General features: G+C 59.0%; 12 protein-coding genes, 1 tRNA gene and 2 rRNA genes (1 of these 15 only partly in view). 13 read left to right on the top strand and 2 right to left on the bottom strand.

The features are described from left to right. The 3 genes from FA04_RS33040 to FA04_RS33030 form a co-directional block, all read left to right on the top strand. A 23S ribosomal RNA gene (locus tag FA04_RS33040) occupies positions 1-2,208 on the top strand (it extends 588 nt beyond the left edge of the window). A gap of 145 nt (positions 2,209-2,353) precedes the next feature. Beyond that, positions 2,354-2,468 (top strand): 5S ribosomal RNA (gene rrf, locus FA04_RS33035). A 226-nt stretch (positions 2,469-2,694) separates the two neighbouring features. Further along, a tRNA-Met gene (locus FA04_RS33030) sits at positions 2,695-2,770 on the top strand. Here FA04_RS33030 and FA04_RS33025 read toward each other — a convergent pair. Both FA04_RS33025 and FA04_RS36760 read right to left on the bottom strand, forming a co-directional pair. Beyond that, complete coding sequence (locus FA04_RS33025; protein ID WP_082936647.1) at positions 2,727-4,427, bottom strand: recombinase family protein; 1,701 nt, start codon at positions 4,425-4,427, stop codon at positions 2,727-2,729. The genes FA04_RS33030 and FA04_RS33025 overlap by 44 nt on opposite strands. A gap of 116 nt (positions 4,428-4,543) precedes the next feature. Further along, the gene (locus FA04_RS36760; RefSeq protein WP_082936631.1) at positions 4,544-5,086 is read right to left on the bottom strand and encodes a recombinase family protein; all 543 of its coding nucleotides are present in this window, start codon (positions 5,084-5,086) and stop codon (positions 4,544-4,546) included. 542 nt (positions 5,087-5,628) lie between these two features. On the opposite strand from FA04_RS36760, the gene FA04_RS33020 reads away from it, so the two are divergent. The 10 genes from FA04_RS33020 to FA04_RS32985 all read left to right on the top strand — a co-directional run bounded on the left by FA04_RS33020 (position 5,629) and on the right by FA04_RS32985 (position 22,040). Further along, the gene (locus tag FA04_RS33020; protein WP_051659478.1) at positions 5,629-5,877 is read left to right on the top strand and encodes a helix-turn-helix transcriptional regulator; all 249 of its coding nucleotides are present in this window, start codon (positions 5,629-5,631) and stop codon (positions 5,875-5,877) included. A 426-nt stretch (positions 5,878-6,303) separates the two neighbouring features. Continuing rightward, positions 6,304-6,540 carry an NAD-binding protein gene (locus FA04_RS36755; protein WP_082936630.1) on the top strand — a complete coding sequence of 79 codons (237 nt, stop codon included), beginning with the start codon at positions 6,304-6,306 and terminating at the stop codon, positions 6,538-6,540. 91 nt (positions 6,541-6,631) lie between these two features. Beyond that, entirely contained in the window at positions 6,632-9,799 is a 3,168-nt protein-coding gene (gene drmD, locus FA04_RS33015) for a DISARM system SNF2-like helicase DrmD (RefSeq protein ID WP_034799056.1), read from the top strand. Between the two features lie 2 nt (positions 9,800-9,801). Then, complete coding sequence (locus FA04_RS33010) at positions 9,802-13,698, top strand: Eco57I restriction-modification methylase domain-containing protein (protein ID WP_051659477.1); 3,897 nt, start codon at positions 9,802-9,804, stop codon at positions 13,696-13,698. Next, positions 13,691-13,816, top strand: coding sequence for a hypothetical protein (locus FA04_RS36470; protein WP_257785211.1), 126 nt, complete (start codon positions 13,691-13,693; stop codon positions 13,814-13,816). Before FA04_RS33010 ends, FA04_RS36470 begins: the two co-directional genes overlap by 8 nt. Beyond that, positions 13,813-14,619, top strand: coding sequence for a hypothetical protein (locus FA04_RS33005; RefSeq protein WP_034799053.1), 807 nt, complete (start codon positions 13,813-13,815; stop codon positions 14,617-14,619). The genes FA04_RS36470 and FA04_RS33005 overlap by 4 nt, the downstream gene beginning before the upstream one ends. A gap of 49 nt (positions 14,620-14,668) precedes the next feature. Next, positions 14,669-18,121: a DISARM system helicase DrmA gene (gene drmA, locus FA04_RS33000; RefSeq protein WP_034799051.1), complete on the top strand. Its 3,453-nt coding sequence runs from the start codon at positions 14,669-14,671 to the stop codon at positions 18,119-18,121. Positions 18,122-18,129: 8 nt separating this feature from the next. Continuing rightward, entirely contained in the window at positions 18,130-20,037 is a 1,908-nt protein-coding gene (drmB, locus tag FA04_RS32995; protein WP_034799048.1) for a DUF1998 domain-containing protein, read from the top strand. 516 nt (positions 20,038-20,553) lie between these two features. Beyond that, a complete protein-coding gene (locus FA04_RS32990; RefSeq protein WP_034799045.1) occupies positions 20,554-21,633 on the top strand; it encodes a hypothetical protein in 1,080 nt (359 codons plus the stop codon). Positions 21,634-21,647: 14 nt separating this feature from the next. Further along, complete coding sequence (locus FA04_RS32985) at positions 21,648-22,040, top strand: hypothetical protein (RefSeq protein ID WP_034799042.1); 393 nt, start codon at positions 21,648-21,650, stop codon at positions 22,038-22,040. The last annotated feature ends 15 nt before the right edge of the window (positions 22,041-22,055 follow it).

Below are 22,055 nucleotides of genomic sequence, written 5' to 3'. Positions count from 1 at the left end.
TGACAGCGTACCTTTTGTATAATGGGTCAACGACTTAGTGTGACGAGCAAGCTTAAGCCGATAGGTGAAGGCGCAGCGAAAGCGAGTCTGAACAGGGCGTTCAGTTCGTCGCATTAGACCCGAAACCGAGTGATCTAGCCATGAGCAGGTTGAAGGTTGGGTAACACCAACTGGAGGACCGAACCCGCATCTGTTGCAATAGATTGGGATGACTTGTGGTTAGGGGTGAAAGGCCAATCAAACTCGGAAATAGCTGGTTCTCCGCGAAAACTATTTAGGTAGTGCGTCGACCGAATACCCTCGGGGGTAGAGCACTGGATGGGCTATGGGGACTCACCGTCTTACTGATCCTAACCAAACTCCGAATACCGAGGAGTACTAGTCGGCAGACACACGGCGGGTGCTAACGTCCGTCGTGAAAAGGGCAACAACCCTGACCTCCAGCTAAGGTCCCCAAGTCATGGCTAAGTGGGAAAGGATGTGAGGATCCCAAAACAACCAGGATGTTGGCTTAGAAGCAGCCATCATTTAAAGAAAGCGTAACAGCTCACTGGTCTAAATAAGGGTCTTTGCGCCGAAAATGTAACGGGGCTAAAGCCATGCACCGAAGCTGAGGATACGTCGCAAGACGTGTGGTAGCGGAGCGTTCCGTAAGCCTGTGAAGGGATACCCGTGAGGGGTCCTGGAGGTATCGGAAGTGCGAATGTTGACATGAGTAACGATAAAGAGGGTGAGAGACCCTCTCGCCGAAAGACCAAGGGTTCCTGCTTAAAGTTAATCTGAGCAGGGTTAGCCGGCCCCTAAGACGAGGCGGACACGCGTAGTCGATGGGAACCACGTTAATATTCGTGGGCCTGGTGGTAGTGACGGATCGCTTAACTTGTTCACACTTATTGGATTGTGTGGGCGGGGACGCGGTTCCAGGAAATAGCTCCACCGTATAGACCGTACCCGAAACCGACACAGGTGGTCAGGTAGAGTATACCAAGGCGCTTGAGAGAACTATGCTGAAGGAACTCGGCAAATTGCACGCGTAACTTCGGAAGAAGCGTGACCCCAAGGGACGCAAGTCTGTTGGGGTGGCACAGACCAGGGGGTAGCGACTGTTTATCAAAAACACAGGGCTCTGCGAAGTCGCAAGACGACGTATAGGGTCTGACGCCTGCCCGGTGCTGGAAGGTTAAGAGGAGGGGTGCAAGCTCTGAATCGAAGCCCCAGTAAACGGCGGCCGTAACTATAACGGTCCTAAGGTAGCGAAATTCCTTGTCGGGTAAGTTCCGACCTGCACGAATGGCGTAACGACTTCCCCGCTGTCTCCAGCATAGACTCAGTGAAATTGAATTCCCCGTGAAGATGCGGGGTTCCTGCGGTCAGACGGAAAGACCCCGTGCACCTTTACTATAGCTTTACACTGGCATTCGTGTCGGCATGTGTAGGATAGGTGGTAGGCTTTGAAGCAGGGACGCCAGTTCTTGTGGAGCCATCCTTGAAATACCACCCTTATCGTCATGGATGTCTAACCGCGGTCCGTTATCCGGATCCGGGACAGTGTATGGTGGGTAGTTTGACTGGGGCGGTCGCCTCCGAAAGAGTAACGGAGGCGCGCGATGGTGGGCTCAGACCGGTCGGAAATCGGTCGTCGAGTGCAATGGCATAAGCCCGCCTGACTGCGAGACTGACAAGTCGAGCAGAGACGAAAGTCGGTCATAGTGATCCGGTGGTCCCGCGTGGAAGGGCCATCGCTCAACGGATAAAAGGTACGCCGGGGATAACAGGCTGATGACCCCCAAGAGTCCATATCGACGGGGTTGTTTGGCACCTCGATGTCGGCTCATCGCATCCTGGGGCTGGAGCAGGTCCCAAGGGTTTGGCTGTTCGCCAATTAAAGCGGTACGTGAGCTGGGTTCAGAACGTCGTGAGACAGTTCGGTCCCTATCTGCCGTGGGTGTAGGAATATTGACAGGATCTGTCCCTAGTACGAGAGGACCGGGATGGACATATCTCTGGTGGACCTGTTGTCCTGCCAAGGGCATAGCAGGGTAGCTATATATGGAATGGATAACCGCTGAAGGCATCTAAGCGGGAAACCAACCTGAAAACGAGTATTCCCTTGAGAACCGTGGAAGACGACCACGTTGATAGGCTGGGTGTGGAAGTGCGGCAACGCATGAAGCTTACCAGTACTAATCGTTCGATTGGCTTGATCGTTCCCATTGCTCATGCTCATCATCCAGATGAGCGACGTGTTCAAAACAAAACGAGTGAAGGCGATAAACCGCAAGCGGTTTACGCCGACCTCACCAGCTTCTCATCCGGTTTGCGTCCGCTAGACGCAAATCTTGCGCTTTGCCGACCTGGTGGTTCTGGCGGGGTGGCTGCACCCGTTCCCATTCCGAACACGGCCGTGAAACGCCCCAGCGCCGATGGTACTTCGTCTTAAGACGCGGGAGAGTAGGTCGCTGCCAGGTCTGCAAAGCGCAAGATAAAATCCGGAAAACAAAGATCACCTTCTCTTCATGCCTCGGCCCAGCCGAAACACGGGCCGCCACCAAGCGGCCCTTTTGTTTTGCTAGACCGAAGTCATCAGTGCGTCCCTTACACGAGACAAATCGCTTCGCAATTTGCTCGGCACAGACCATAAATCCCTTCGGGATTTACGTTACCGCGATAAATCCCATCGGGATTTACGCTTGGCGCGGGTGGAGCAGCCCGGTAGCTCGTCAGGCTCATAACCTGAAGGCCGCAGGTTCAAATCCTGCCCCCGCAACCACCGATTCAGACACCGTCATTCTCCTCATCGCCATGAAGTCTGTTTTTGAAGGCTTTTCAATAGGTTTTAGGTTCGTCCACCCTAGGATCGTGCCCAAGTCGCCGTACAGCACAGCGTCCATATCGCCGCCATTAGGCCCCGGGGTAAGGACAATCTTCTCGATTAGATAACGAATTGCCTCTCTTGCGGCCGACCGCTCCTCAGGCTGGTGTAGGGCATCTAAAAGCTGCTCGACTTTCGACGCATAAATCTTGCTGGCGTTCTGAGGAATATTCCGTACCGCATACGATACTTCTACTTGAGTAAGGTATTCGGCGAGTTCGTCTCTGCGAGTCTCCAAGGATGTCAATTTTTCCTTCAATGAAGTATGATGCATCCCGTCTGCAACCGCTTCCAACACATGGCCTATTTGCTTCTTTACCATTGCCATCTCTCTTTCCCAACTTGCGCTATGAGCTCGTCCTTCTTGTCTCAGGCGGTTGGTCTCGACCTCACAAGCGTGTACCGCCTCTGCGACGGCGCCTTCGTCCATTAATTGGTCCTTGATACCGATCAGAACTCGACGCTCCAACACCTCGCGTGGAATGCTCCGGGAGTTTGTGCAGGTGCATTTGCTGATGTGGTTCGAACACGCGTACCGGCCACCCCCACGTAGTGAAAAGGGTCCACCACAGCAGCCGCAAACGATTAATCCCGAGAGCAACGACTTGGGTCGCCGCGCCGCGTTGAGCTTGTTTTGCGCATGATACGCGCGAACGCCTGCAATGGTGTTCGCCATGCGCTCAGCGATCTCTCGTTGTCGTTCCTTCACTGCCTGCCAAAGATCGTCATCCACAATTCTAAGTTCGGGGACTTCTGAGACTACCCACTCCCCTGGCGGGTTTTTTCGGGAGACGCGCTTACCGGTCTCGGGATCTTTGATGTAGCGTAAGCGATTCCAGATCCTACGCCCCAGATACATTTCATTATTCAGTATACCCGTCCCCCGTCCTCCCTGTCCGCGAATTGTGCCGTCAGACCAGCTTGTTCCTCGTGGGCCGGGTATCCGCTCCTCATTCAGTCGACGGGCAATCTCTGTCGGCGATACACCGGCAGCGAATTCGCGAAATATCCTCCGAATAATGTTTGCTTGCTCCTCGTTGATTTCACGCTCTCCGCAGAGGAGGTCGCCTGTGGCTGACAGGTTCCTGATTACGTTGTACCCGTAGCAATTCCCTCCGCCTGAGTATCCACTTACAACCCGGCCTCGTAACCCCCGGCGTATCTTTGCGACGAGATCGTCCAGAAAGATGGCGTTCATTGTGCCCTTAAAGCCAACGTGCATTGGGGTGATGGCGCCTTCACTCAAAGTGTGCATCGCCACATTGTGGAACTTCAGTAACTTGAACAGGTTGGCCAAGTCTGCTTGATCGCGGCTGATACGATCGAGAGCCTCTGCTACGACGACGTCGAACTTGCCGCGTTTTGCATCCATTATGAGCTGCTGGATACCCGGACGAAGTATCATATTGTCACCGGAGATAGCCGCGTCGTGGTAGGTGCCCACCTCCTCCCATTTTTGGCGTGCGGTCAGATCCCGACAGACGCGAAATTGATCCTCAACCGACTCAGGTCGTTGAAGATCAGTTGAGTAACGGGCATAGGAAACAGCGCGCATCAGATTTCTCCTTCTGGTGCCCACCACCTGCCAAAGCGGCGGGAAGATTGTCGGCCGTACCGTTGCTGTGGTTGGTTCTGCTAAGCTCGAGTGTGAGCTTCGGCTGGCGCATGACACTACGGATTTCGGTCCGAGCGTTCGTTCAATTCGCGAGCGATTTGCCTCCCTATTAGGCGGGCCAGCGTTAGTTTTACTTCTTTGACCCGATCGATATTTCGACGGATCCCGGATCTACTCCTTCGATCGGTATCGTCGCATACAGGTGCCAAGCCCAGAGGACGACGTATAACCTGTCCATCAACGGTCCAAAGTTCGATGCCGCGTTCAGCAAACCGCTCGAAAGGCGAGTTGAACTTCTCAATGTCCCGACAGAGTCTAGCTTCGTCGGCCATTATGATTATTTGAAAGGGGGGAGGGGTTCGCGTGGCCGCGGACAGCATGGCGTCCAGCCCTGGTCGGGAGATAGATAGTCCCGAGTACCCGTCGTCAACGAAGCAATCTATTACAGACCACCCCTTAGCCTCAGCAAACGCTCGGCATATGCCTATCTGGTGATTAATAGCGGCCTGCGATTGTGCGCTGCTGTAGATTGCCGCTGGCGTCGGCTTACAGATTCCTGTGGCAGCAGACGCGTGGTTGTTGTTGTCGGTTCCGTCCATCACGGCAAACCTCCGCTTCCAGTCCCTCGGTAGTCAACGAGGAGGATGGGACGTTTAGCCGTGATTTAACTATATTTCAAGCATATAAACGTTGTGCTATGCAGCATATAAATTTATATGCAATAGGTATAAATGTCAATAAGTATAAAAAGGATTCGCTGTCGAGTTCTTTCCCCAAATTTCCGCTGAAAAGGATTGAATCCTACGATATTTGCTAATATGGATGAAAAATAGATACTTTGACTAACTTGATTGTTCAGAACTTAATCCTTTGTTGCGGTGCGATAAAGCGTCGGTTCTTCCGTTCACGTTTCTGTGATCGCCGCGGATCGGGACTTTCTTGCAATTATGACAGTACTAACGAGTCGATGCATCTATCTCGAATTGTGATTCCGCTCAGAAAGCTTATGTGATGAGCGGAATGCTTTCTCTGTGATCATTTGCGGGTTGCACGCAAGTTATGATTGCAGTGGATTCGGAAACGAGTCCTGTTTTCTCGCGTATTGTTGACAACGACCTAAGGATTCGATTTTGCTCTGGTTATGGACACAATTCCTTCCCTGATGAGATTGATCAAAGCGGCTCGAGCACTTGCGGGAGCGAGCCAGGATGAACTAGCCCAAGAAGCCGGCGTCAGCCGACAAATTGTCATTAGGGTCGAGGCCGCTGACGAAACCGTCACCGTCGACGCTGTCGAGAAAGTGCGTGCGGCGCTTGAGCGTAGGTCGGTGGTCTTCATCCCCTCCACGGCCGAGCGTGGGCCAGGTGTTGCTCTTTCGAAAACAGGATAGCGCTCCTCGGAGGATTCACGCCGAGACCATCTCCATGCCCGATCCCTTCCGGATCCCGCTCAAATGTACGACCTAGCCGACACCAGGCGAGAAAGGCTTCTCAGCGCGGGACTGGAGCAGACCGAAGGAATGGTGTTGGTCATCATGATCGGTAGGGCAGCACCGAGGGGCTTCGATTGGTGGTCATACCGGCCGAGTACTTCGAGAATGCCACACGATCGACCGTGCCCGACGCACTGTGGAGCTAAGCACCGGAACGTCGGTTCCCTACGAGAAGCTGCTACTGACCCACTCACTGGATCGGAGGCTCGGACGCGCGATGCGGCCCAGCTTGGCGGGGTTGTGACCCTGCGCTCCGCCGTCGACTGCGACGCCCTCTCGCGGCTGTTATGAAGCGAGGCGCGCGTGGTGATCATCTGAGCCGGGCTGATCGGGCTCGAGGTCGCGGCGACGGCTGTCGGGAGAGGGTGCAGTGTCACCGTCATCGAGACCGCTCCCAGGCTTGTCAGAGCCGATCATGTCCGGGCAGGGATCGCCTTCCACTTCCAAAGCTCCGTGGGCCGCCGGATCAATGGCAGCGAGAGGGTCACGTCCGTGGAGCTGGAATCCGGACTGGAGGAGGTGCCTTGCAGTTCGCAGCCACGACTCTCGATTGAATTTTAATTGGCCATTTAAGATTACGCGGCTACTAAGAGTCGGGTAACCATGCAAATTTTGGCGGGCACACCTGGGTGGTGACTGCGGGGGGGGGATTATGGCGCCATCAGTTGGACAGTTTGTGCGCGTTCGTGCGCGCCGCTGGCTGGTGGAGAGTGCACCACCGAGCACTAACTTTCCGGTCGTTCGACTGGCCTGCATCGACGATGATGCTGCGGGCGAGACGGTTGAAGTTCTCTGGGACGCCGAACTTGATGCCGAGGTGCTTGCCGACGAAGGCTGGGGACAGATTGCCAAGCAAGGCACCGACGACCCGGCGACCTTTTCCGCTTATCTCAAGACGCTCCGATGGAACACTGCAACGTCGTCTGATCGTGATTTGTTTCAGGCGCCTTTCCGTGCCGGAATCCATCTGGATGCCTTCCAGCTTCTGCCCCTGCGCAAAGCGTTAAAACTCCCCCGCGTGAACCTCCTGATTGCCGACGACGTCGGTGCGGGCAAGACGATCGAAGCCGGCCTCGTCCTCCGCGAATTGCTGCTTCGTCACCGCATCGATTTTGTTCTGGTTGCCGCACCTGCTGGCACGGTGCGCCAATGGCAGGATGAGTTAGAGACTAAGTTCGGCCTGTCGTTTACCATCATCGACCGCGAATATTTGAACGTGCTGCGGCGGGAACAAGGATACGGTGCCGCACCCTGGTCGTCGGGCTCGCGGTTCATCCTCTCGCATTCGCTGTTGACGGATGAGACCTATGTCGCCGGCCTTCGCGACCTGCTCGGCGACTTCCGTCCGCGCTCGCTACTCATTCTCGACGAGGCGCATCATGCGGCGCCGGCTAGCGGCATGAAGTATGCGGTCGAAAGCCAGTTCACGCGCGTCGTGCGCGGTCTTGCAGATCGGTTCGAACACCGCCTGTTCCTGTCGGCCACCCCGCACAACGGGCATTCGAACTCCTTCTCGGCACTGCTTGAAATTCTGGATCCACAGCGTTTCACCCGTGGTGTGCCGGTCCGGCCGAAGGATCTGGATCCGGTCATGGTTCGACGGCTGAAGTCGGACCTGCGCCATTTCGGCGAGCGCTTCCCGCTCCGCAAGGTTGAGCCCATCCGGATCGCCGATCTGCCGCAGAGCGCGCCCGAACTCGTGCTTGCCTCTATGCTGCGTGCCTATGCCGACGTGGTCCGGGCGAAGGCGGAGGGACTGCCGCCCCGGCAGGCCGGATACGTGCGGCTGACGCTGGTCGGTCTGCAGCAGCGGCTCCTGTCCTCCATCGCAGCCTTCGCGCGGACGTTGGAGGTGCACCGCAAAGGACTGATGAGGGCGGCTGAAGGAGAAACGGCAAGTTTCGTGGCAAGCGCGCTTGGGCAGGCTGCCGAAATGGAGGAAGAGCCGCAGGACGAGGCTGCCGCGGAATTGCTGCTCGATCAGGACGAGAACGCAGCGGCCGAAGCAGCGGGGATGGCCACAGCCGCTGTCTCCGACCTCGCCATGGTCGACGATATGCTGAAGATAGCCCGCCGGCATGCGCAGGAGCCGGATGCACGTGTCATTCGCCTTGCCCAGTGGATTCGCGAGAACATGGCTTCCGGCGGTCGCTGGAACGAGCGCCGTCTTATCCTCTTCACCGAGTACGAAGATACCCGGCGCTGGCTGGAGAAGCGTCTCCAAGAGGCGCTCGACGATCTCTTGCCGGACGATCGCATTGCGTGCTTCACCGGCGCAACTTCGACGGATAGGCGCGAGGAGCTGAAGCGCCAATTCAACGCCGATCCGACGGAAGACCCGCTGCGAATCCTTATCTGCACCGATGCCGCGCGCGAGGGCATCAATCTGCAGATGCGTTGCCACGACCTAGTCCACGTCGATCTGCCTTGGAATCCTGCGCGGCTTGAGCAGCGCAATGGCCGTATCGACCGCAAGCTGCAGCCTTCTCCGGTCGTGCACTGCCGATATTTCGTCTACGAGCAGCGTGAGGAGGACGTCGTTCTGCAGGCGCTGGTTCGCAAGACAGAGAAGATCCACGACGAGCTAGGATCCGCTGGCCAGGTCATTGCGGAGCGTATCAACCGGCGGCTCATGCAGGATGGCATCCACGGCGCCAAGGGGCTCGCCCGTGAGATCACCGGCGACGGCGAGACACCCGACGAGCAAACCCAGACGGCCGTCGAGGAGATGGACGATACGACCGTGGCGCGCCGTGCCCGCCAGGCCAAGGAGCTCGACGACCTCCGGTCCGCGCTGGAGGATTCGCGTGCGCGCGTCGGTGTTGATCCGAACGACCTCAAGGCGGTGATGTCGGTTGCCCTCACGCGCACGGGTTCCTCGCTAGACGCTCACCGTGACGGCGCGGTTGGAGAGACCTTGACCTTCCGTCTTGACCCGTCGGAGCCCGCTTTCCAGACGGCGGGCTGGGCGGAAGCATTGGACGACCTGCGCATTCGCCGCCGCAAACGTGGTGAGACCCTGAAGGACTGGCGCCGTGATGCCCCGGTTCGCTCCTTTAGCTTCAAGCCTGCCATCACCCCGGCCGGCGTTGATGCCGAGGGCGTGGTTCAGGTGCACCTTGAGCATAGGCTCGTCCGGCGGCTACTGGCGCGCTTCCTGGCGCAAGGATTCGCATCTGGCTTGTCACGAGCGAGCGTGGTGATTGGTCCCGGCGCCCAGCCTCGGGTCGTGTTGATCGGCCGGCTGGCGCTCTACGGGCCGGGGGCTGCGCGCCTCCACGAGGAGATCATCCTGGTGACAGCGGCATGGACGGAAGCTGGGCGGGGCAGCAAACCGCTGAAGCCTTTCGGTCCGACGCGTGAGGCAGCGACACTTGTTCAGCTCGAGGAAGCGTTCCGGGCTGCTCGCGTGCCCGCACCCCAGATCGTTGATCGCATACGCAAGTACGCCGCCCAGGATGCTGCTGACCTGGAACCGGAGCTGCGCGCCCGCGCCGAGGAGGCCAAAGCCGAGGCGGCGAAGGATCTAGCCAGGATTGCCGAGGCGGAGGCGACCTCGCTGAAGCGCCTGCTGGAAGACCAGCGCGCGCGCATCGCCAAGGCCGACGCCGAGCCGGACGACAAGCAGATGAGCTTCCTGCCTGAGATCGTAGAGGAGGTCGAGCAGCGACGGCGCGACAGACGGCACTGGAAGGCGAAGCTCGACCGCCTCACGAGCGACATCGATACGGGCCCTCGTCGCGTACGTGAGTCCTACAGCGTGGTCGCGGATCGGCTGGAGACGATAGGACTCGTTTACCTCTGGCCGGAGGGGAATTGAGCATGGCAGCATTCGATCCGAACGAGGAATGGCTCGGTCACGTCCAGCCGGTCGGGCTCGTCGTGGCCCCGGTGGTGCTGAAGGCCTATGAGCTTGTTCCTGAGCAGCAGACGCGCTCTGATACTGAGGCGATCAAGTCGCATTTGTCGCTTAAAGACCCCGGACCGGCGCTTCTCGATGCTTGGACCTTCTTCGCCGACATTCTCGGCTGGCGGCCGAGTCGCGTGGCGGGCAGTCCCGGCGGCGCGCCAATCCCCGACGATCTGGTTCTGCGCATTGAAGAAAGCGATATCGAAATCGCGCCACACTGGGCAGTCGCCGATCCCAAAGGCGGCTGGCAGATGCTAGTGCGTGTCGAGGCGGCAGGCGTCGACCCGGACGGACGCGGTGCGCTGGAGGGCTGGGAGGCGACGCCGCATCAGCGGCTGGAGCGCTTGTGCAAAGACCGAGGGGTCCGCACGGGAATCCTTGTGACCGACAGCGAACTGCGCCTGATCCATGCCCCGCGCGGCGAGACCAGCGGCTGGTTGCGATTCCCGCTACGCTCGCTCGGCGAGGTCGGCGGCCGGCCCATGCTTGGCGGCCTGAAGTTACTCCTCTCCTCTTTCCGGTTGCACAATGATGCACCGGAACGCCGCCTGCCAGCGCTGCTCCAGAAGAGCCGCGACGAGCAGGCGGAGGTGTCGACCAAGCTTGCGGCTCAGGTGCTCGGCGCGCTGCACGAGCTGATGCGCGGCCTGCACGACGCCGACCGCGCGCGCATAGAACGGCTCGCCCGCGAACGGTCCGAGCACGTCTATGACGGCCTGCTGACCGTTCTACTGCGCCTGGTGTTCCTGCTATACGCCGAGGATCGCGAACTCATTCCCTCGCGCACAGACGCCGAGGCGCGACGGCTCTACGACCAGGGCTACGGCGTGCGGACGTTGCATGCGCGGCTAGTGGAGGATCGTGCTCGGCACGAGCTGACCATGCACCTGCGCCGTGGCGCCTGGTCGCGACTACTTACGCTGTTCCGCCTCGTTCATCAGGGGGACCCCTCCCGGGACTGGATTCGCGGGCGCGGCGGCAAGTTGTTCGACCCCGGCGCCTTTCCCTTCCTGCAGGGCCAGGACGAAACCGGGGACTCGCCGAGGCCCGCCGAGGTATCGGACGAGTGCGTGACGAAGGTACTCGACCGCCTGCTGGTGCTTGGAGGAGACAAGCTATCTTACCGCACGCTCGACGTGGAGCAGATCGGCAGCGTCTACGAGACCGTGATGGGCTTCACGGTGGAAACAATGGACGGACCTGCGTTGGCTATCCGCGCGGGCAAGAACGACAAGACTCCTGTCTTCGTGAACCTGAACAAGCTGCTCGCGGAGAAGCCAAACGAGCGGACGAAATTTCTTAATAAGGAAGCTGACCGGGGCAAGGTGACGGACAAGGTCGCCGCGGCTCTGAAGGAGGCCGGCACGATCGAGGAGCTCGTCGTGGCACTGACGCCTATCGTCGATGAACGCGCCTCGCCGGGCGCTGCCATCGCCGCTCCCGGAATGCCACTCCTGCAGCCGACCGACGAGCGCAGGCGAACAGGCAGCCATTACACACCGCGCTCGCTCACTGCCCCCATCGTGCAACACGCGTTGGAACCCGCCTTCGAGCGCATTGGTCCGGATGCCAAGCCGGAGGATGTACTTTCGCTCAAAGTCTGCGACCCGGCCATGGGCTCGGGCGCATTCCTGGTGGAGGCCTGCCGGGCGCTCGGCGACCGGCTGGTGCTGGCTTGGGCGCGCTGGCCGCAGACTCGCCCCACCATACCGCCGGACGAAGACGAGCCGCTGCATGCCCGGCGGCTGGTCGCACAGCGTTGCCTCTACGGCGTCGATAGGAACCCGCGAGCGGTCGACCTCGCCAAGCTGTCGCTGTGGCTCGCCACGCTCGCACGCGACCACGAGTTCACGTTCGTCGATCACGCACTGAAATGCGGCGACAGTCTCGTGGGCCTGACCAAGGACCAGATCGCAGCGACGCACTGGGACACCACGAAGCAACCGACCTTCGTCGGAAAACTCGTGTCCGACCATTTGCAGGAAGCTGAGCGGCTGCGTCTCGAAATTCAGAAGCGGGCGGAATCGGCGACTGCCGCAGAACTCGGCGAGCGATTGCGCATCGTAGACGCGCGGCTCGACATGGCGAGGCTTGTCGGCGATGGCGTGCTCGCCGCGTTCTTCTCGGCAGGCAAGTCGAAGCCTCGCATAGCCGCGCTGGTGGATTTCCAGAAGATCGTCCAGACCAATATCACGGCGTCGGACTGGTTCGACCGCATCGTGGCTCGTTCACGCAGCCTCACCACCGGTAAGGGCGCACTGCAGCCGTTCCACTGGGAGGTGGAGTTCCCCGAGGTGTTTGATCCTAGGGCACGCGCCGGCAATCCCGGTTACGACGCCATCGTCGGCAATCCGCCCTTCGCCGGCAAGAATACTATCATTGCCGGAAATCGTGACCACTATCTATCCTGGCTGCAGGCCATGCATGAAGGGTCGCATGGCAATGCCGACCTAGTGGCGCATTTCTTCCTACGCTCATTCCACCTGTTGCGCCAGGGCGGGGCTTTCGGACTCATTGCCACCAATACCATAGGCCAGGGCGATACTCGCGCGTCAGGTCTAACAAAAATCATTGCTGATGGAGGCGCGATTTTCCGGGCCACCCGACGGCTAAAGTGGCCGGGCGAGGCAGCAGTTGTTGTTTCCGTCGTTCATGCAATGAAGGGTAGTGCGGTCTCGCCGGTGCTCGATTCAAAACAAGTGCGCCGCATCTCGGCCTATCTGGTGGAGGGCGATCTTGACACCTCGCCGAACGCGCTGGCAGCCAATTCGGGAAGGGCCTTTCAGGGCTCCATTGTTCTCGGCGTAGGATTCACCTTCGATGATGTTGCCGCTACGAGGGGTGAGGCAGAAAGCCTCGAGACGATGCGGACGCTGATCGCGAACGATCCCAGAAATGCGGAGCGCATTTTTCCATACATCGGTGGCGAAGACGTCAACAACGATCCGAAAAGCAGCCATCGGCGATATGTAATCGATTTCGACGAAATGACCGAAGTTGAGGCTCGGAGTGGATGGCCCGACCTGATGGGCATCGTTGAAAGATTAGTCAAGCCACAAAGAGATAAGGACGCCCGCAAGGCACGCCGCGAACGATGGTGGCGTTTCGGGGATCGGCAGCCGGGTCTCTATAAGGCTGTTGCAAACCTTCCTCACGTTATCGCACTGTCACAGGTGAGTGCTCATCACGCATTAACGTTGATCCCGAGAACTGCGGTTTTTGATCAGCGCCTTATCGTTTTTGCCTACTGCTCCCCGAGCGTTTTTGCCCTCCTACAGTCAAGGCTGCACGAAGGATGGGCGCGCTTCTTCGGTTCGACATTAGAAGATCGCCCTACGTACACGCCAAGAAAGTGCTTTTCGTCTTTTCCACTCCCTTCCTCTTTCGAAACCACTCCTATCCTCGAAGCGGCCGCCGCGAACTATCACGCCTTCCGCACCCAGTTGATGATTGCCCGCAGTGAAGGCCTAACCAAGACTTACAACCGCTTTCATGCCCGCGGTGAAAACGCCGCTGACATCGCGCGTCTGCGTGCACTGCATCACGAGATGGATGTCGAAGTGCTGCGCGCCTATGGCTGGGATGATCTAGCAAACCGCGTATTGCCTGAGTTCATCGAGCAGGACGCCGATGAAGGCAAAACGCCCAAGACCCGTCTCGACTGGCCTGAAGAGTTCAAGGACGAAGTCTTTGCCCGCCTCCTTGCGCTGAACGCTGAACGCTCTGCTGCTGAGCGCGCGGCAGGGATGGTTCCGGTGGATGAAGGAGAAGATGACGAGGTAGACGGCGGGGAGGAGAACGATGCCTGATATCATTGTTTTTCATACGGCATGGATGGCCAAGTACGATGGCAGCATGCGCTTACACATCGAGGAGCGCATGGCAGCAAGGCTGACAAGCGTTTCGAACCTGGAGACGCCAGAATGAGCAAGGCCGAAACGATCCGATCCGCCAAGCTCGGCAAGAAGGAGCTTCGCCTCGTTCGGATGAATAACCGCTACTTCGGTCTCGCCGATGGCGTTCGCTGCGCCGAGGGAGACGACGCAGACGACGTCTGGCGGCAGTTGCACGATGACGCGGGGAAGAGCGACCCGAAATATTTCGGCTTCGACGGGGCCAGGAAGCGCTTCCTGACCTTCTTTCCGAAGGGCTTCCATTCCGACGGATATGCATCGCAGGAGCGCAACTACAAGCTTGCGGCAAAAGCTAAGCTCGACGATACAGCGCCGCTCGAAAAGGCGGTCGATGGGACAGGATTCGGCGAAGCGGTGCTTGCAGTGTTCCGGGCCACGAACATGCTCTCGCCCTTCGAAAAGACGCGGCTGCAGGACGTGCTGCGTGGTCCCCATGCCGACGATTTCGTCCAGGCTGCAGCTCGCTTCACGCTGGATGGCAACAAGTCACACCTTCTTGCGATGGAGCACGCGCTGAAGCCGCACGACAACGCGAAATGGACTGTCGCGACCTACCTGCCATATCTCTGGCGACCCGCCACTCACATGTTCCTTAAGCCTGAAGCCACCAAGGATTTCGCGACCCGCGTCGGCCACCGTTTCGCCGACGTTTACGAAGCGCGGCTTTGCCTGCCGGTCTACGAGAGCCTGCTCGATCTCGTCGGGAAGACAGAGCGGGAACTGGCGGACATGCATCCGCGTGACAGGATCGACATCCAGAGTTTCATCTGGGTGGTGGGCGACTATCAGGAAGGACGGGAAGCCGTCTACGTATAGGACTGGGTTAGCGGGTGTCGCGGGACGCCGACGAATGTGAGTGGGAACTATGAGCATCGATCCGAAATCGCCAACAGCCGTCCGCGGTCGTCTCGTCGAAACTCTTCGGCGCGATCTGATCGGACCCGACTTGCATGACATAGACATTGCGGGCGAGAAACTCGATACCAATCCGTCGCGCTGGTACCTCACAGGATTCCTGGTGCCAGCTCCAACGGACGGCGTTGATGAAGTGGATCAGCCGGAGGAGACCGGCGATATGGTCACCGACGGGGAAGAGCAAGAAGATCCGGAGACAGGAAATGCTCGTGCAGCCGACGATACCGCGCCCGACGATCCTGCCCCAAGGAGACCGCTCGCACCGTCCGCGTGCGGGCTGACCGTGCTGGTCGATGCACGTGCAGAAACAGTCGACGTAAACGCGACCTGGGGCGACTATGTAACCGAGCCGCCACTGCCGCCGGAAGTTTTCATTGATGACGCGGCTGCATTCGACCCGAAACACAGGAACGTTGCGTGGCAGCGGATTCCTGGCATGGCCCGAGTGACAATTCCGGTACCGAATCCAGGGGAACGCATCGTCCGTACGCTTGAGGGTTCGGCTGGCAAACAGCGCCCCGGTGGCGGCCTGGTCGTCGAAGCATTCGCGCGGCCCTACGGCCTCAAGCAGCCGGATGGCAGCAACGCCGACGTCGTGGCGCTCACGATCATGCTCGTCAACCGCCGCGACCCGGCGCGCCGCCGCTTTGCGGACGTGACCTTTGCCTTTCAGGTCAAGTTGGAGGTCCGCAGCCACCTGCCCCTATTTCCTCGCACGGATATGACAGGATTCGGCTCCGACGATCCGGACGCAGCAACCGCCGATCTCCACTATCGCGACGTGGCCGAGTTCGCGGTCGGCAACGCCGCGTCTGCAGGCTGGGTACCGGACGAGGATGGCGTAGTGCGTACCGCGCATACAGACTTCTTGCCCATGGCAGAGGTGGAACGGGTCGAGCCAAACGAACGGATCAGGGCATCGTTTGGCATGGACGATTTGGCGGCGCTCGCTGCAGGCGATCCGGATGCGCTGGTAACCGCGCTCTCGGGCCTTCCCCGCGAATACGCAAGCTGGATCGACACCGAAGCGGGCGGTATCCGAAACATTGACGGAGAGCCGCGGCGTAGGACTGCTGACCGACTGCTTGATGCTGCCCGCCGCGCACAGAGACGCATCGAGGCGGGCATCGCGCTCCTAAAGAAGGACAAGTGGGCGCGGCTGGCCTTCCAGGCGATGAATGAGGCCGTCGCCCGTGCGGCACGGCAGCGCACAGCGGGCCGCAACGGCGATCCGGCGGCGCAGAAGCAGCCGACTTGGCGGCCGTTCCAACTCGCCTTCGTGCTGCTCAACTTGCCCGGCCTGAAGGACAAGCTGCACGAGGACCGGGAAATCGTCGACCTGCTGTTCTTCCCGACGGGCGGCGGTAAGACGGAAGCCTATCTCGGCCTCGCCGCCTGGACAATTGCTCATCGCCGCCTGACGGCGGGCGGGAAACTTGGCGCGGGCGTCTCGGTGCTGATGCGCTATACGCTGCGTCTGCTCACGCTCGACCAGTTGTCGCGCGCGGCGGGCGTTGTCTGCGCGCTGGAACTGATGCGTGGCGAGACTGCCTGGATGGAAGGCACGCAGCGTCTCCTGGGTGACTGGCCGATCGAGATCGGCCTTTGGGTCGGGTCCGCCGCATCGCCGAACCGTCTCGGCGGCCAAGGCAACCCCAATCCGGACACGGCGGTCATCCGCGTCAAGCGCTTTAAGACCTCAGGCCGGGAAGCGCCAGCGCCGATCAAGGCCTGCCCATGGTGCGCGGAGCCCTTCACAGCCGACAGCTTTGCCTGCACGCCTAACGCCATTGCACCGAAGAACATGGAGATTCGCTGTACCAATGCGGACTGCGACTTCACCGGCGGGCGGGCGCTGCCAATTCTTACCGTCGACGAGGCGATCTACCGTCGACTCCCGGCCTTCATAATCGCCACCGTCGACAAGTTCGCTGGGCTTCCCTGGCTCGGCGAGGCGGGCGCCTTTTTCGGCCATGTGAACCGCACGGACGAATGGGGCTTTTACGGCGCGAACGATAAGGCGGGGGACGGAAGGCCGCTAGGCAACGGGTTCGCACTCGACCCGCCGGACTTGATTATCCAGGACGAGCTGCACCTGATCAGCGGACCTCTCGGTACGGTCGCGGCGCTCTACGAAGTTGCTCTCGATCGGCTTGCTAGTCGAACGATGATGGGCCTACGTGTTCGACCCAAGATAGTCGCCTCCACGGCGACCGTCCGGCGCGCCACGGCACAGATCAAGGCGCTCTTCGACCGCAAGACCACCGAGATCTTTCCTCCACCGGGTCCAGACCGACGCGACAGCTTCTTTGCAGAGACCGTACCGCCGACCCAACGTCCAGCGCGGCTGTACTTAGGACTCGCCGCTCCGGGCAAGGGCCCAAAGCTCGTCTTCCTGCGAACGCTGACCACGTTGCTCGCCGCCGCCCAGAAGGAGGCTGACGAGGGCAACGACGCCGATCCCTATATGACCGCGCTTGGCTATTTCAACGCGCTGCGCGAACTCGGTGGCGCACGACGCATCGTTGAAGACGAGGTGCGCAGTTATCTCTCAGACTACGGAGACAAGCGGCGGCGCGTCGCCCCACCCGATCAGCCCTTCGCGAGCCGTCGCATGCGCGACGTGCTCGAACTCACCTCACGCGAAAGCACCGACAAGGTGGCCGCGGCGAAGGACTCGCTTGCGGTGGTGGCCGCCGACAAGGCGGGCGTCGATGTAGCGCTCGCCACAAATATGATCTCCGTCGGCCTCGACATAGGTCGCCTAGGGCTGATGTTGATGCAGGGACAGCCGAAGTCGGCCTCGGAGTACATTCAGGCATCGAGCCGCGTAGGGAGATTGCCAGACAAGCCAGGACTGGTGGTGACACTCCTCAACGCACAGAAGCCGCGCGATCGCCTACACTTCGAGCGCTTCCGCCAGTTCCATGCAGCGTTCTACCGCGTCGTCGAACCGACCAGCGTGACGCCTTGGGCGGCACGAGCGATCGACCGAGCACTGGCCGCCGTCATCGTGGCCTGTGTTCGGCACCTGCATCCGGAGCTGACCGACGAGCGCAACGCTGTTGAGATGCCCGACCATGTGCTGGTGCCGGAGATTGTCGACGTGATCCTCTCCCGTGCACCCCCGGAATCAGTTGTCGGAGGACATGCTGCACTCAAGACCATCGTGGAGGAGTTGCTCACCACCTGGCGACGAATCGCCGACGACCGTCGCGGAAACGCTGAGAGACTTTACTACGGCTATCCGGGCACTCAGGCGCTACTACACCAGCCGCTCGATCCGCTGCTGGCGGGCCTCGATCCCGACCTTAAAGCCTTTAAGGCGGGTCGTTCGATGCGCGACGTCGAACATGCGTCGGTCCTGAAAATCATCGACAATTTCGGTAACACGCTGAGCTGAGGTCCTCTATGGCAAAAGACCAGATACGCATGGGGCAAGTGGTCGGGCTTTTTGGGCCAGGTGCGATGATGGATCTGCCCGACCGTTCCGTCCTAGTGATGGGACTCGACCATTGGGAATCCTTCGGTCCCCAGGCATTCCAGCCAATCGAGGAACCGCGGCTCGCGCAGTTGCTGGAGCGCCGGCTTGCGGGTGGCAATGACAAGCGAATTTCCTCAGAAAAGCCGCTTAGTTTCCGCACTCCGCCGATTGATCCCGGAAACCCGCGCTTACCGTCACCGGCCATCAAGGCGAAGGTGTTTCCGGAGTGGTTCGCCTGCGACTCCATCGCCGGCGATGCACCCAACCGACGCCGCATCGTCCGCTTCAGTGAACTGGAGGCACCGAAGCGGCTCGACTGGAAAGGCGACGACGGTAAGACGCGCCACGCCTCGCCGCTCCGGTTCGTTTGCGGATGCGAGAAGGGGCACTTGCAGGATATCGAGTGGCGGCGCGTCGTGCATGCCGGGCGCTTTGGCGAGGCGCGGGGCGAAGGCGGTGCCTGCCGTAGGGCGATGTGGCTCGAGGATTCCGGTACGAGCGCCGATCCCCGCGACACTCGCATCGTCTGTGAATGCGGCGCGCAGCTTTCGCTGGAGGAGCTTTTTCAACCCGGTCGGCTCGGGCCGTGCAGCGGCAAGAGACCTTGGATTGGTCCGGACGATCCGGACGGCTGCGACATTTCACTCCGGCTCCTCACCCGGAGTGCAACCAACACATACTTTCCTCAGATCGTACGTGTGATCTCGTTGCCCCAAGCGAACGACGCGCTCGACAAGGCGCTCGACGTGGTGTGGTCGAACGTGAGCACCTGCTCGTCCGCAATCGAGGTCGCCATGGCGAAACGGTTCAACCCAGTTGTCGCGGCGAACCTAGGACCATTCTCCGATACCGACGTCTTCGCTCGAATAGAAGCTCGAACAGCGGCCGGAAAGAATTCGGATCAGACCGACCAGATGAATCCTCGGATTGCTGAGTTCCAATTGCTGGCGAGCGGGCGCGCGCTAATCGGCGAGAACCGCCCCGACGCCCGACTCCATGCCGAAACGCTCGATCGAAACCTCTGGGATCCGAAACGTGAACCTATGCTTGCCGGGATCAAGGACCTAGTGGCGGTCCACCGGCTTCGGGAGGTGTCCTGCCTCTATGGTTTCACGCGCTTTGAACCGGCCCCATTGGCTGACGATGGGGTGGAGGATGTTGGTCTCGCTGTGAACGGCGCGCCGCTAGGCGAGGTTCCGGAATGGTTGCCGGCGATCGAGCAGTACGGTGAAGGCTTTTTCATACGCTTCGACCCTGTTGCGCTAATGGCGTGGGCATCGCGATCAGCGGTTCGAGAGCGTAGATCTGTCTTGGAAGGCGGTCTCAGAGCCTGGAAGAAATCGCGTCGCGACCGTGGCGCTTCAGACAAGATGGCGTGGGAAGGAGAGCACATCGAGTACACGATGGCGCATAGCCTTTCTCATGCTCTGATCAACGAGGTGGCGATCGACTGCGGCTATCCCGCGAGCTCGTTGAAAGAGCGCCTTTATCTAATTCCTGGTCTACCAGGCCAGCCGAAGGAATGCGGTATCCTCATCTATACCGCCAGCGCCGGTAATCAGGGAACGCTCGGCGGTCTGGTCGAGGTCACGCGCCGCTTCCCGGGCGTCATGGCGTCTGCTCTCAGCCGTCTCGGGCTATGTTCTGGTGACCCCATCTGTGCTGATCACGACCCAACCAAAGCATCAGAGGACCGAGCGCTCCATGGCGCGGCCTGCCACGGCTGTCTGCTCATCGCCGAAACGAGTTGCGAACAACGCAACGTGTATTTAGACCGGAATCTATTGGTCGAAACCATCGCAGGATCTGCGGCTTTCTTCACTCCTAATGACTGAGTGACCGTGATACTGACCAGCCTCCCAAACGCACGGAATAGCAGAAGTCATTTGCTGCGCCCGGCCTTCTTTATCCGGCATGGTCGAGCGGCGCGGCCAGTCGTGTGAAATTTCGGCATGCATGCGGCGCGCACGAACTGTCAGCAGTTGGGTGGCGCAACCGATAAAGGAAGGAGCGACGGATTTGACGGGCCGCCGAGATGCCTGGCTTTTGGTTTTGAAGAGCGAGCTTGGTCAAGTTCGATTTCCCAGCGCTGTGAACCGATGGCAACAATGAATTCGTCGCCGACCAAGTAGAACGCATAACCATCAAGCTCGCCATGGATTTCGTCGGCCTCGTGTGAAGACGAGACCATCACCAAAGTCGCTGATGTTGATGTTGTCGTAGGAACCTACAGCCGCGTAGGTGTGAATCTTCAATCATTTTGAAAACGCAGTGATCCGCATCCTCGCAGCGTTGGCGAACAGCTTACTGTGGTCACTAATCTAAAATGTACTTGAAAAAAAATCCGACCTATGGTTGAATTCACCTTGGGGGGAACAATTCAAATGGCTTCTACCTTAGTCGCCATCTTGATTGCTGGGCATGAATACAGCCCGGACAAGAAGAATCATTGGGATCGGTGTTGCCTTTCTCGAGAGCGCTTTCTTGCGCGTAAGTTTCGCTCGAGTCAGTTCATGGCGATTACTTTTGATGTGCGGGCCGGATTGATCAAGCGGGCTATATACAAGCCCAATACTTCGGCACCTGTGAGATCGTCCTCAGCACTGCGGGAGCCGATCCGACCGGACCAGTACAAACGACTTGCTAACGGCGATCATGTTCCGTTTAAGCGACTCGACAAGATTATTTCCATAGTGGACATATACTCTGAAACGCTAAAGCAAGTGAGTGCTGTCAACGGCAAAATCGTCGAGTTCAGTTTTTTTTCGCATGCCTACGCGGATGGGCCAATACTGACAAACACATGGGCATACCAAAGAGTTGTTGGCGATGGCCCACACGCAAGGCTTGTCCCCCTTCAGCAAATGCCGGGCGAGAAAAGAGATCCCGCCGACCTTGATCCACGAAAGCAGGATTTTCTCGCCACAGTCCAATCGGCGGAAGCGCTTGCCTACTGGAAGACAGCATTTGCAGATGGCGGTGCCAGTTGGATTTGGGGATGCAACAGCGATCAAGATGTAATGCGACTTATGCGAGTCATACGGCGTGCGAAACCGCCTATCACGCCAAGTAGCAATCCAGAGTCATACGTGAGAATAATTCCGCGAGATTATGAGCTGTCCTCGATCAACTTTATAGCTCCGAATCTGGCTAAGCCCACCAAACGAGCCGGAACATTCGAGATCAACGTCGGATCACTGCGAGCTTTTATAATGGATAAGCTCACAGACACCTACGCCCAACGCTTAGCTGACGCCACTGGTCGGCGAGCGTATGCCGCGGGACCTGGCACTTATGCCACCTTTCAAGATAACGGTGTGGACATGGAAGTTCCCGGTGTAATTCGCGATGTCGTTCAAACATATCGAAGTGTCTTTGGAATACCCACAGATAAAGAAGGACTAAACTATCTTCAGTACAACCCCGCATAAGGCAGAGGCGCGCCATGACCCAGGAAGCCATTCTAATGTATGCGATTCTTGCAATATACAACCTCGCTGTTATCAAACTTCTATCAGTTGTACTTAATAACACTGACATTCGCTCTGCTGTTAAGGAAAAAACTGAAGAAGCGAGGCCTGCAGCACTCCAAGGCTACACGAATGCGCCGCCCACAGTTCCTGACGAGACTAGCTACAGTCGAGTCATTGGGCTGATTGGCGGCGTAGCAATGGCCGCTTTCTTTTGGGCTGTTGGGAACGTGGTCTTGTTTAAAGCCTTCGTTGCCCCGGCGGATGTTGGAAACTTTGTCACCAGCCTTTCAGGGTACTTTCTGTCGGGCGCAGCGTTGTTCCTACCATACGCGGTCAATCAATTGCGCGCTGCTTTCACAAAATAACCTGTAGGGAGGTTG

It is taken from the genome of Ensifer adhaerens, from assembly GCF_000697965.2.
Lineage (GTDB): Bacteria > Pseudomonadota > Alphaproteobacteria > Rhizobiales > Rhizobiaceae > Ensifer > Ensifer adhaerens.
Note: the sequence above shows the minus strand (reverse complement) of the source record. Positions and strands in the feature narration are given on the sequence as shown.

Bases quoted from the DNA above. Each gene is read 5' to 3' on its own strand.
- drmB (WP_034799048.1), top strand. From the start codon at position 18,130: ATGGCAAAAGACCAGATACGCATGGGGCAAGTGGTCGGGCTTTTTGGG.
- FA04_RS36760 (WP_082936631.1), bottom strand. From the start codon at position 5,086: ATGGACGGAACCGACAACAACAACCACGCGTCTGCTGCCACAGGAATC.
- FA04_RS33020 (WP_051659478.1), top strand. From the start codon at position 5,629: ATGGACACAATTCCTTCCCTGATGAGATTGATCAAAGCGGCTCGAGCA.
- drmA (WP_034799051.1), top strand. From the start codon at position 14,669: ATGAGCATCGATCCGAAATCGCCAACAGCCGTCCGCGGTCGTCTCGTC.
- FA04_RS33010 (WP_051659477.1), top strand. From the start codon at position 9,802: ATGGCAGCATTCGATCCGAACGAGGAATGGCTCGGTCACGTCCAGCCG.
- FA04_RS33005 (WP_034799053.1), top strand. From the start codon at position 13,813: ATGAGCAAGGCCGAAACGATCCGATCCGCCAAGCTCGGCAAGAAGGAG.
- FA04_RS33025 (WP_082936647.1), bottom strand. From the start codon at position 4,427: ATGCGCGCTGTTTCCTATGCCCGTTACTCAACTGATCTTCAACGACCT.
- FA04_RS36470 (WP_257785211.1), top strand. From the start codon at position 13,691: ATGCCTGATATCATTGTTTTTCATACGGCATGGATGGCCAAGTACGAT.
- FA04_RS32985 (WP_034799042.1), top strand. From the start codon at position 21,648: ATGACCCAGGAAGCCATTCTAATGTATGCGATTCTTGCAATATACAAC.
- FA04_RS32990 (WP_034799045.1), top strand. From the start codon at position 20,554: ATGGTTGAATTCACCTTGGGGGGAACAATTCAAATGGCTTCTACCTTA.
- drmD (WP_034799056.1), top strand. From the start codon at position 6,632: ATGGCGCCATCAGTTGGACAGTTTGTGCGCGTTCGTGCGCGCCGCTGG.